Source organism: Aquirufa sp. ROCK2-A2, assembly GCF_054558485.1.
Map to the genome: position 1 here is coordinate 23,600 of NZ_JBPXKA010000012.1, position 12,426 is coordinate 36,025.

Here is a 12,426-nt window from a genome sequence, read left to right on the forward strand (position 1 = left end):
CGAGTAAAGGTAAATAAAACTCCCTTTTAAATCCTTACCTTTGTCCTTATCCTTGATAAAATCCATGTCTGAATTTTTAAAATTGGGCTTAAATCCACAACTTCAACGAGCTTGTGACGCCATTGGTTATACTGCCCCCACACCCATCCAAGAAAAGGCCATTCCACTTTTATTGAAGGGGCATGATGTTTTGGGCATTGCCCAAACAGGAACCGGGAAAACGGCAGCGTATGTTTTGCCCATTTTGATGCAATGCAAATATGCCCAAGGAAAAAATCCAAGAGCCTTGATTTTAGCTCCGACACGCGAATTGGTCATGCAAATTTATGAAGTGATGATTGAGTTGGCACAATTTACCGATTTGCGAATTTTAGCTCTTTATGGGGGTTTGGGTCCCAAACCACAAATTCAAGCCTTGGAAAATGGAATTGACATTTTGGTTTCTACGCCTGGTCGTTTCATTGAATTATACCGCAAAGAAGCGATTATCGTCAAAGAATTGAAGCATCTAATTTTAGATGAAGCGGATAAAATGATGGATATGGGTTTCATGCCTCAAATCCGGCAGATTTTAGAAAAAATCCCTTACAAGAAACGTCAAAATGGGCTTTTTTCAGCTACTTTTCCTGAAAAAGTAGAGAATCTTTCCCATGAGTTTTTGGAGTTTCCTTTGAAATTGGAAATAACGCCACAGGCGACTCCCGCAAGTCAAGTGACACAATGGGTCTTTGAAGCGCCCAATTTGAAAACCAAGATAAATGCCTTGGAATATTTCTTACAAAAACCTGAATTTGAACGAGTTATGGTTTTTTGTCGGAGTAAAGATGTGGCCAATCAAGTAGAAAAGTTTTTAATCCGTAAGGTTTTAAGCGAGGATCAGGTGCGAGTGATCCATTCGAATAAAGGTCAAAATACCCGTATCAATGCCATGCAGCAATTTCGGGAAGGTTTGGTTCGAGTTTTGGTTACAACAGACGTGGCTTCTCGAGGCATTGATATTCCAAAGGTTTCACATGTAATAAATTTTGATGTGCCTTTGATCTATGAGGATTATGTACATCGAATTGGTCGGACAGGTCGTGCTGCAGAAGTTGGGGAATCCATCACTTTTGTCACTTTGTCAGAGAATTATCATTGGGCTAAAATTGAAGAAATTATACATCAGAAAATAGCCATTTTACCCTTACCGGAAGAAATATTATTGGAAGATACGCCGTTTTTGGAACAACAAGATATGTTGAGAGCGGTGGATGATCAACGAAAAAGGGAAGATCCTGATTTTAAAGGGGCTTTTCATGAAAAGAAAAAAAGGCCAGGGCAACAAGCCGCAGGTAAAAAACCTTCTTCGTCTAAGAGTCCAGGAAAAACAGGACCTAAAAATTATCGTCCGAAAAAATCGACAAATTTTCGCTCAGGTGCATCATCAAATAAAAAGAAAAGATAGTTTTGTAAAATATGAAGCAGAAATTCAAACAGTTATTTTCTTTTGTGGTGGTTTTCATTTGTTTTTCGGGACAAATAATGGCGAAAAATACCATGGATTCTTTGGTTAAAGAACAAAAATATCAAGCACTTTTTGGGAAGAAAAAGTTAAATGCCAAAGATGCTTTGGACTTGGAGCAATTTTTGGTTTCTTGTGATCAAAGTTTTTCGTCTAGGAAAGAAGCAGCCAAATTCTTTTCCGACCGTGCTTGGGAATATGTAGCAGAGGGAAAACCTGATACCGCCACGTTTCGTTTCAATTATGTAAATGCCTTAGATTCTTCTACTTACGAATCCTATTGGGGTCTAGGAGTGATTTCTTTCCAAAATCAGAATTTCCCTTTGGCTTTGGAATTATTGGAAAAAGGTTTGTCATTGGATTCAACACAAACAGTCATGCGAGTGGATTATGCCATCGTAAAATTGAGTTGTTATTTGAAAAACCAAAACTGCGGAACCTTAGAGGAGGTGGAAGTCTTGTTGGCAAGATGTTTAAAAGAGGAACCCAGCAACGCGAATGCCTGGATGAAACGTTGCCAAGTCGCCTATTTATTGGGCAATTATGAATTGGCTTGGGCTTATTTTCATGAATGTCGCCAACTGGATTTCTTGCAATTGGACATCAATTTTGCGGCTCAATTGGTCGAAAAAATGCCCGATCCTAAAGGATTTTTCAAATAAACATCATTTAAAATGGGTTTACGTTCTTTTTTATCCAAATTTCTTGCCAAATCGATTGTCCAGAAATACCGTAAATCGCAGGACATTGCTTTTGAAAAGCAAGCATTTTGGTTAAAAAACAATGTAAAAAAGGCCGAAAAAACGCTGTTTGGAAAAGCCTTTCAATTTGATAAAATTCGGAATTACATTGATTATAAAAATGCGGTTCCAATTTCAGAGTATGAAGATTTAAAGCCCTACATCGAAGAGGCATTGTCGGGCAAATCAGATATTTTATGGCCAGGTCTTCCTGCTTATTTTGCTAAAACTTCAGGCACCACTTCGGGGGCCAAATACATTCCAATTTCTTCAGAGTCGATGCCATACCATATTTTGGGGGCTAGAGATGCTTTGTTGCATTATGTGTTTTACAGCGGGAAATCTGATTTTTTAGATCGTAAATTGATTTTTTTATCTGGATCTCCTGAATTAGAGAAGAAAAATAATATTCCTTTAGGCCGATTATCGGGTATTGTTAATCACCATGTACCGTCTTATTTACGTGGAAATCAATTGCCGAAATATGAAACCAATTGTGTGGAAGATTGGGAAGAAAAGTTGGATTTGATTGTAAATGAAACCATCGATCAACGGATGGGTTTGATTTCTGGAATTCCACCTTGGGTTCAGATGTATTTTGATCGGTTGGAATCATTATCGGGCAAGAAGGTTGGCGAATTATTTCCTGATTTTCAATTATTTGTTACAGGCGGAGTAAATTTTGAGCCATATCGAGAAAAATTGTTGGGTTCGATTGGCCGAGAAGTAGATGTGGTGGAAACGTATCCGGCTTCTGAAGGATTTATTGCTTTTCAAGATTCTTCTGGTGAGGAAGGATTGTTATTGTTGATTGATTCGGGTATTTTTTACGAATTTGTCCCCACAGATACTTATTTTTCTGCGAAACCGACCCGACTTTCTTTGTCGGAGGTTGAATTGGGAGTGAATTATGCGCTATTATTAACGACGAATGCCGGACTATGGGCCTATTCCATTGGAGATACCGTGAAGTTCGTTTCTTTGAATCCATACCGCATTGTTGTAACGGGTCGAATTAAACATTTTATTTCAGCTTTTGGGGAACATGTCATTTCCGAAGAAGTGGAAAAAGCGATGCAGGAAGCGATAAAAGCTTGTCCAGAGGTAAAAATTGTGGAATTTACGGTGGCGCCACAAGTGAATCCCAAGGAAGGAATGTTGCCTCATCATGAATGGCTTATCGAATTTGAGCAGCAGCCCAATGATGTCCACTTGTTTCAACAAACATTGGATTTGTCGATGCAAAAACAAAATATTTACTACAAGGATTTGATTGAAGGGAATATTTTACAAAGTTTAGTCTTGCGCATTTTGCCTAAAAATGCCTTTATCCAATACATGAAATCTCAAGGAAAATTGGGCGGCCAAAATAAAGTTCCACGTTTATCGAATGATCGGAAATTGGCAGAAAATCTATTGAAGGATGATACTAACTCATAACTCATCATTTATTCAAACCACGCTGCATATTTAACATAATTCATGGCTGTTCGCATGAAAACTTCAGCGGCTTCTGGACTCACTTCTTTCAAGAATTTGGCTGGATTTCCTGAATAGATACTTCCTGATTTTACACGGGTTCCTTGTGTGACAATTGCGCCCGCTGCAATGATGCTTCCCGATTCTATGTAGGCGCCATCCATCACAATCGCTCCCATTCCAATCAACACATTGTCCTCTATCGTGCAACCATGAACAATGGCATTGTGTGCAACAGAAACATAATTACCGATGAGCGTTTCTGTTTTTTGATAGGTGCAATGAACCACTGCCCCATCTTGAATATTGCTGTGATGTCCTATGCGAATTTTATTGACGTCTCCGCGAACGACCGCATTGAACCATACAGAGCAATGCTCTCCCATAATTATATCGCCTACCAGCGTGGAATTGGGCGCTAGCCAACAAGATGGATGGATTTGTGGAGAAACGCCTTCAACGGGTAAAATAAGTGCCATATGCGAGCTGTTAAGAAGGCCAAGTGCCTTGAAGTTTCATTACTTTTTCGATGACATCCCTTACGGCACCTTTTCCGCCATTGAATGGAGAAATGTATTTGACTACTTGATGAATTTCGGGAATGGCATCGTTGGGACAAGTACTTAATAAGTTGGGTCTTGATAAAATGGCTAAATCAGGGACATCATCGCCCATGTACAAAATTTCTTCTTCCGGAATTCCAACTTTCTCCAACCATTCCAAATAGGTGGAAAGCTTATCTTTTCCCCCTAAACCAAAATAAACATGTTGAAATTTTAAATTCTCCAGTCGTTTTTTTACCCCAGGATGACCGCCACCTGTTATGACACACAGTTGGTAATTCGCTTCACGTGCTTTTTCTATTCCATATCCATCGCGGATAAAGAAACTTCGGTAATGTTCTCCCGACTCCAATACGTGCACCTGGCCGTCCGTCATGACGCCATCTACATCAAATACAAAAGCTTTTATACGAGAAAACAAGGAAAGGACGTTTTGCATAAAGGAAATATTTGCCTCAAATATCTTAAAATTTTGCTTATTTTTACTCGCTTTTGCGGTTTCCTATCAAGATTATGTTTCGTAAATCGATATTTCTATGGTTTTTTATTTTCGGATTTATCCGCTCCAATAGTTTTGCCCAAATTTTTTCAGCCAAAGGAAATTTCCCTTTGGAAGTAAAAGCCTGGATTTTATCCAGTAAAAATCGGGAAGCGCCCATGACCGCCGAAAAATGGCTGAAATTTTATGCTGGACAGACCTTCAATACTGACCAAAAAAACAATTTTGAAAAGCTGGTTTTATCCATGCCCAATAAAGGGTTTAAATCAGGTTATTTAGCCTATTTATTTTTTCGTTGTACGGTTCAATTCGAAAAATCGCCAGAAACACTACAAAATTTTTTACTTGTTTGGGAAAAATTGCTTGCTGCCAAAGATGTGAAAACGGGTCTTCTTTTGGTCGAACAAATTGAAAATTGGCAGTTTAATCAATTCATCCCAGCGTTGGGAAATATGCAATTAAGGGTCAGAGGGGATTTTAACATCTATTGGCCCAAAAAGGAAGAAATAAGTAAGGTAGATACCAGTTCAAAAATTAATGTAGCTGATTCCTGGGACACTCCTAGTTCCAATATCGAATCGGAAATACCTCAGAACAGCGAAGAAATTTGGATAAAATCCTTGTATTCGGAAGATGGACCCATGCTGACTTGGGCAAATCCTTCACTTCTCTATCGAACAGGAAAAGACAGTTTGACATTGGCTCCTGAAAGTTTTGTTTGGAGCGTAAAATCCAAGATTGGTTTTGGGAAAAAAGTAGAAATTTCGGGGAATATGTTGGCCCACCCGAAAGCCATTTGGCATTTAGACGAATTTGAAATTGTTCCCAACAAAGGGGCATTGAACGGTTTAAAAGGAAACTGGAAAGATTCCAATGAGCGAATGATAGCAGGCCAAGGGCAAATGAGAATCAAGCGAAAAAGCAATTCACTTATTTTCCCTTTTGAATTTAAAGCCAATCAAGATTTATCAGAACCCGTTCAAAATGAGCATTGGCGAGCCAATGGTCGAATGTGGATTTTAGGTGACCGAGTGGGTTTAATGTCCTTTGGTAAAACGTATGCTTTTTTCGAAGTTTTTTCTGATAAAGATGTTTTGGCCAGAATCAAAACACCTACACTTTGGATTTATCCTGACCAATCTGTTCAAATAGCTGAAGGCCAATACCTATCGAAAATTGGGGCCAAAGATAGTTTGATTCACGCCCATGTAAAGGCAAAATGGTTTCCCAAAGAGCAATTGTTGCATATTCGAAAACAGGAAGGAACTGCAGCTGATCGATTGTTTTTTGAAGATTCTTATCATCAAATTCGTATCTCAGCTGATTTGGCGGTTGTGTCTGTTGCAGATAAGAAAGTCGATTTTTTCCGAATAGCAGCCAAAGCCCAAAACCCTGCTTGGGTGGAATCATTTGACTATTTTGAGGAGGAAAGGATACGGGTTTTACAAGATATTTTGCCTTTTAATCCGCTTCGGATCTTGTATAATTATTTCATGGAAACGAAATCAAGCTTGGCGTATTTGACGGATATTGCCATCAAAAACAAGCGTGATTTGAAAGAACTTCAACCCAGTTTTATTCGATTTGCCAAAGCGGGTTATTTCCAATATTCCAGCCAAACTGATCAAATTTCGTTTACTCGTTTGGGCCGTCATTATGCCAATGTGATGTTTGCCAAAAAAGATTTTGATCGGTTTTTTGTAGCGTCTTTAGCGGATCAAATTCCCAAAGATACAGCCAATATTACCTTGTATTTGACGAATAAATCCTTAAAAGTGCGAGGCATAGATGAGGTGGTTGTTTCGGATTCGCTCAAAGCAAATTTTATTCCAAAGGACCATCAAATTGTGTTTAGCAATGGCCGTGATTTTGATTTCAATGGGGAAATTAAAATTGGTAATTATCGTTTCAGAGGGCCTGATTTCAAATTTAACTTTGGAAATTTTACCGTCAATTTTGATCAAATCGATTCCATTACTTTTTTGCCAAAATTGAAAAATGGAGATATTGGAACCAAGGAATTAGGGGGGCAATTTAAATACGAATCCGGTTCTTTGGTATTGAGTCCGCCCAACAATAAATCTGGCCGCTTGGGATTAGCCGCTTATCCAAAATTAATCATTCCAAAAGGTGTTACCGCCTATTTTGATGAACCATGGCGGGCAGAAGGTCTTTACGCATCTTCCAAATTTTATTTCAAAGTCCCTAAAATTGAATTAGATAGCTTATTGCAAAAGCAGATTACGTTTGAAGGTTCGTTTTATTCCGAAGGATTGATCCCGACGATCAAAACGAATTTGGAATTGATGCCTGATCAGTCTTTTGGATTTAATTATCTTCAAAAATCGCCAGTGGAAATTTACAAAAATCAAGGTAAATTTCAATTGCAAGGACCCATGGTGATGGATAAAATGGGTCTGCATGCCGCAGGAAATCTAATCGTGTTTGGGGTGCATTCAGATAGCAAAATAAGTCGATTTTATCCGGATTCATTGATAGTAAACAGTTCTTCAGGTAAAATAGTGAGTAGTTTTCAAGGAAAAAACATCTTTCCACAGGCTACGATGGAACAACATGATTTACGCTGGATTCCATCCGTCGATTCTTTGATTATTTCTCCAATTAAATCCAAAATAGCCCTTTATCAAGGATCAACTCAGTTGGAGGGCCCTTTGAAATTTCATCAGAAAAAAGTGTTCGGTTCCGGTAAATTGTTTTTTGGAGAAGGCACCTTTGTGTCAGATCAGTATTCGTTCACCGCCAGTAATTGGCAAACAAATGAAGCGTCTTTTCAAATTGGTAGAAACATGAAATTGTTTAAACCCTTGGTTTTTGCGAAATCTATTTCCGCTGAAACAACGGTTGGGTCCAATAAAGTTAGTATTAAATCTGCCAAAAATTCCGACAAGGATTTTTCCGAAAGCCAGATTATTTTTCCTCATTTAGCTTACCAAAGCACCATTTCAGAAGCCCTTTGGGATTTAAGTAATCAGCGATTTAAATTATCCGGTAAGAAAGGTTTTGAATTAACGAAATGGTCTTCGGATACCACGCAAACAGAAAGTGATAGTCTTTCCAAAGACCCTCCATTACTGAATGCAAATGCAGAATCTCAAGGACTGATTTTGGCCAATTCGGCTGATTATGATTTAAAAGCACAGTATTTGCAATTGGGCGGAGTTAAACAAGTCGCTATTGGCCCAGCTTTTGTTTATCCTTCAGGCGGATTGTTGGGTATTCAAAAAGATGGCAAATTCAAGCCATTTAGTGAAGCAAAAGCGATCTTGGATCCTGAAAACAGCCGACATAAATTGGAGAATTTGACGGTGGTCGAAGCGAATGCGGATTATTGGAAAGGTACAGCCAATTATTTATTGCCTAGGGCGTCTGGAGATAGTATTCAAGTTCCTTTACGTCAATTTGAATTTTCGATTATTCCCGCTTCCGGAAATAAGCAAGCGCAAAAACAGGTAAAAGCAGAAGCAAATTTTGGTGAAAAAAGAACCTTGGCCATTGGACTTCATCAACAATTCAAAGGCGATGTGGTATTTGAGTCGCAACAAGAATTTTTGCAATTCAAAGGCTTTATCCGGCCTGAACTAGGGTTGAAAAATATCAAATCTGCTTGGATTCCTTTTGAACCTAAATTGGGAGATAGCCCTAATTTGAAGCTAGACGAAAATTTACGGGATGAGTCGGGCAGGCCTGTTACCGCGGGTATTTTCATCAATGCGGACAATAAATTATATCCAACATTTTTGAGTCCAGTTTCCGATGATTTAGATCCCGTGTTGTTTTCAGCAAAAGGCACGGTGGAGGAGCAAAAAGACCATTTTCAAGTGTTTGGGAATACGTCCGTCATGAAATTATTTTCCAAAGAAAAGCGCATCGAAACGCAAGGGGCCGTGGAATTATTTACTGGAAATAAACTGCTTAAATCATTTGGGAATATCAGTATGTCGACGGACACTTTAATTCCTCGTATTGAATCTTGGCTAAGTTTACAATTTCCTTTTCCGGCAACGCTTTTAAAAGTAATGGGGGATCGGATGGTGAAGTTCAATTTGGATGAAGGATTGATGTCAACTTCAGCGGATGAGCCAGAAACAAGGGATGAATATTTGATTCGGGTGGCATTGTTATTGAATAAGGATATTCCGGAAGTCATCAAAAATAAAATGGACAAGGAGCATTTGGCATTGGATAAAGTCTCTCCTGATTTTGCTAAAAGCATTAATTTTTCATCGGTTAAGTGGACTTGGTCACCCAATACGAGTTCATTTTATACAACAGAATCATTTCCTTTGGTCAATGTTGGGCCGGTGGATGTGAATAACATGGTGAAAGGCTATATGGAAGTCATTAAAAAGCCAAGCAAAGAAGAGTTTTACGCATATTGGGAGTTGTCGGAAGATCTTTGGTATTATTTTGCGTATTTTAACGGGGAATTAGGCGTGTACTCTTCGGATAATTCCTTTTTAGCGGCCATCAGGGAGTCGGTGAAAGAAAATAAAAAAGAGGCGGATGTTCGAGTGGTTGAGGCGGCTTCTGATGAAAAAGATGCATTTTTGAAGAAATTTACCTCATATTATCGTAAAATTGTACCTACAAAAAAAGCAACCACTAAAACCCCTGAAAAACCTAAAGAAAAGGAGAAGGCGAAACCGAAAGTAAAAAGTAAACAAGGAGGATTTTAATGGCAACGAAGCTTACCCGATTATTTCAATTCATGGACACCTTAGGTATCGGCGAGCGAGACCCTTTTGGTAATCCGGTCGTTTTTAAGCGAATCATCATGTTTGTTTTAGGATTGGTGACCTATAATCGACTGACCGTTTATAATAAAACGGATATCAAAGGCACCGAACATTTAGAGAATTTGCCTGAAAATGGGGTCTTATTTTTACCCAATCATCAAACGTATTTCATGGATGTGATTTGTTTGTACCACATCTTTTTTTCGATCAAGTGGGGATTTAAAAATTCACTGAATTACCCGATTTATTTAATGGCTCCACGGTCTAATTTGTTCTATGTCGCAGCTTCTGAAACAATGAAAAATGATGGATTTATTCCCAAACTATTTGCTCAAGCAGGTGCGATTTTGGTGAATCGATCATGGCGGGCAAATGGTCAAGAAGTAAAAAGGGAAGTGGATATGGACGCCGTTCAGAAAATTGGGAAAGGCCTTGATTTTGGGTGGGTAATCAGTTTTCCACAAGGCACGACTCGTGCATTTGCTCCTTTGAGAAAGGGTGTGGCTCATTTAATCAAAGAGCAAAATCCGATTGTTGTACCTGTTCGAATCAATGGTTTCAGAAGAGCATTTGATAAAAAAGGATTGTTATTGAAGAAACGAAATACCCATTTAGATGTGGAATTCCGTGAACCTATCCGATTTGATCAAGAGGCTTCCGTGGATGAAATCTTGCAAAAATTGGCTTTGGAAATTGGCTTGGAATATGATTCCGCCACAGAATGTCATTCGGCTTAATCATGCTAACAAAAACGAAAGGCATAGTCATTCATTATTTAAAATACCGCGAAACATCTTTGTTGGTCACGATTTACACCTCGGAATTGGGGATTGCCTCCTACATTGAAAACGGAGTCAGATCTGCCAAAGCAAAGCATAAAATGGCCTTATTTCAGCCATTAACCTTATTGGACATGGAAGTTTATTCCAAACCGGGGAAGGGATTGAATCGGATTTCTGAATTAAAATGTTATTTCCCTTATCAACAAATTCCTTTTGATATTGCCAAATCCAGCATTGCTTTGTTTCTCAGTGAGGTCTTGAATAAGGTGCTTAAGGAAGAGGAATCGAATCCATTATTGTTCCAATTTTTGGAAGAATCTTTGCAATTTTTGGATAGCAGTAAAGAGCATTTTGAAAATTTCCACATTCAGTTTTTATGGAATTTAAGTGCTTTTTTAGGTTTTTCTCCCAGCAATGCTACGGAATTTTATCAACAATTGTCTTTGGCAAGAACCGAATTTGGAAGGCCAGATTCGGCAACTTTATCTTTGTTGGATCAATTGATTTTAGCCGATTATGGGACGGCCATTTCCTTGTCAAAAGGTCAACGGAAAGAAATTTTGGCTGCGGTTATTCGCTATTATCAAATTCATGTCGAGTCGTTTAATGAATTGCGTTCTTTGCAAATATTACAAGAAGTATTAGCCTAAATGAAACATTCCATTTATCATATTTCCGCACAAAAATCCGATCCTAGAAGGCTTGCCTTTAGGGTTACTTTTTTTCCAAAAAGTGTCGGCGAATGTACGATTTTATTGCCCATTTGGCGGCCTGGGAGGTATCAATCGCAAAATTTTGCAAAGAATATTGATCAAGTGTTGGCAAAAAATCTTTCGGGTGATTCCATTGAAATGAGGAAAACCGCTCCTTCCGAATGGAAAATAAGCGTTGCTAATTTGGAGCCGATAACCTTGAATTATACCTATTGGGCTGATCAGCCGGATGCAGGAGGAAGCGTTTCAACTGAAGAAATGCTTTACATCAATTTTATTAATTGTTGTTTATTTGTCAAAGGCACAGAAAATAAGCCTTGTGAAATACAAATCGATTGTCCGGCATTTTGGCAAAAAACTACCGCTTTAAAAAATCAAAATGAAACAACTTGGCTAGCTAAATCATACCGCGAATTGGTGGATTCTCCATTCATGGCAGCGCCTGTTATTTCTTCCATCAAATGGAAAATTCGAAATCATACTTTTTTTGCACAAGGCATTGTTCCCAAAGGGTTTTTTAGTCAAAAACTAATAGCCGCCTATCAACGGATTTGCGAATTTCAATTAGCTTGGATGGAGGATTTCCCTGTCAAAAATTATCGGTTTTTACATTGGATTTGCCCTCAACCATTTTACCATGGCGTCGAACATATTACTTCCACGATGATGGTTTTGGGTCCTGAAGACAGAGATGCTTATGAAGATTTAATTGGATTGGCTTCGCATGAATTGTTTCATGTTTGGAACATTGGGACCATTAGACCAAAGGAATTATGGCCTTATCAGTATCACAAAGAGGTTTATTTTACTAGCGGAGGCATTGTGGAAGGGATTACGACCTATTTAGGCGATTGGTTTTTGTATGCATCTGGAGTTTGGACTCAGGAAGAATACCATGCTTCTTTATTGGGTAATTTGAAATTGCATTTTGACCGAGATGGAGATGCCAAACAATCGTTGATGGAAAGTTCCATTGACCTTTGGATAGATGGATATGGGAAATCGACACCCGGCAAAAGAGTCTCTATTTATTACAAAGGGGCACTTTTTGCCTTGGGCCTTGATTTGAAAATTCGAAAGAAATTCGATGACCGAAAATCCATCCGAGAAGTAATGTTAATATTGAATCAACGTTTCGGCCGGATGAAAAAAGGCTATTCTTTGTCCGATTTTTATTCCATTTGTGAAGAGGTGTACGAAGAATCGATGACGGAATTTTTTCAAAAATGGTACGAGGGAAATGATTGTTTATTGGATGAGTTAAATGATTTAATAGATCATTGGGGATTAACATTGATCCAAACGGAACAAGGGTTGAATTATGAGGTATAAGGTAATAGGTAATAGGTAAAAGGTAATAGTTTTCTCTTTTCCCGTTTTCTCTCTTCTCTT

The 12,426-nt window shown here is 38.5% G+C and carries 9 protein-coding genes; 7 read left to right on the plus strand and 2 right to left on the minus strand.

Going from position 1 to position 12,426, the window contains the following annotated elements; all coding sequences use genetic code 11:
* Positions 1 to 64: 64 nt before the first annotated feature.
* The 3 genes from V7S76_RS12510 to V7S76_RS12520 are packed head-to-tail and all read left to right on the plus strand — an operon-like array spanning position 65 to position 3,681.
* Positions 65 to 1,444: a DEAD/DEAH box helicase gene (locus V7S76_RS12510; protein ID WP_459510464.1), complete on the plus strand. Its 1,380-nt coding sequence runs from the start codon at positions 65 to 67 to the stop codon at positions 1,442 to 1,444.
* 11 nt (positions 1,445 to 1,455) lie between these two features.
* Positions 1,456 to 2,163 (plus strand): tetratricopeptide repeat protein, encoded by a 708-nt coding sequence (locus tag V7S76_RS12515; protein ID WP_459510465.1) that lies wholly within the window; start codon positions 1,456 to 1,458, stop codon positions 2,161 to 2,163.
* 12 nt (positions 2,164 to 2,175) lie between these two features.
* Positions 2,176 to 3,681: a GH3 auxin-responsive promoter family protein gene (locus V7S76_RS12520; protein ID WP_459510466.1), complete on the plus strand. Its 1,506-nt coding sequence runs from the start codon at positions 2,176 to 2,178 to the stop codon at positions 3,679 to 3,681.
* An 8-nt stretch (positions 3,682 to 3,689) separates the two neighbouring features.
* Here the strand turns inward: V7S76_RS12520 and V7S76_RS12525 are convergent, their stop codons facing one another.
* Positions 3,690 to 4,199 (minus strand): gamma carbonic anhydrase family protein, encoded by a 510-nt coding sequence (locus V7S76_RS12525; RefSeq protein ID WP_459510467.1) that lies wholly within the window; start codon positions 4,197 to 4,199, stop codon positions 3,690 to 3,692.
* A 10-nt stretch (positions 4,200 to 4,209) separates the two neighbouring features.
* Positions 4,210 to 4,722 carry a KdsC family phosphatase gene (locus tag V7S76_RS12530; RefSeq protein WP_459510468.1) on the minus strand — a complete coding sequence of 171 codons (513 nt, stop codon included), beginning with the start codon at positions 4,720 to 4,722 and terminating at the stop codon, positions 4,210 to 4,212.
* 74 nt (positions 4,723 to 4,796) lie between these two features.
* Here V7S76_RS12530 and V7S76_RS12535 point away from each other — a divergent pair, with 74 nt between their 5' ends.
* From V7S76_RS12535 to V7S76_RS12550, 4 genes are read left to right on the plus strand one after another with little or no spacing between them, the layout of a single operon-like run.
* On the plus strand, positions 4,797 to 9,479 hold the full coding sequence (locus V7S76_RS12535; RefSeq protein WP_459510469.1) for a hypothetical protein: 4,683 nt from the start codon (positions 4,797 to 4,799) through the stop codon (positions 9,477 to 9,479).
* Entirely contained in the window at positions 9,479 to 10,276 is a 798-nt protein-coding gene (locus tag V7S76_RS12540; RefSeq protein ID WP_459510470.1) for a lysophospholipid acyltransferase family protein, read from the plus strand. The genes V7S76_RS12535 and V7S76_RS12540 overlap by 1 nt, the downstream gene beginning before the upstream one ends.
* Before the next feature lie 2 nt (positions 10,277 to 10,278).
* Entirely contained in the window at positions 10,279 to 10,971 is a 693-nt protein-coding gene (gene recO, locus V7S76_RS12545) for a DNA repair protein RecO (protein ID WP_459510471.1), read from the plus strand.
* Entirely contained in the window at positions 10,972 to 12,366 is a 1,395-nt protein-coding gene (locus V7S76_RS12550; RefSeq protein ID WP_459510472.1) for a M61 family metallopeptidase, read from the plus strand.
* Positions 12,367 to 12,426 lie beyond the last annotated feature (60 nt).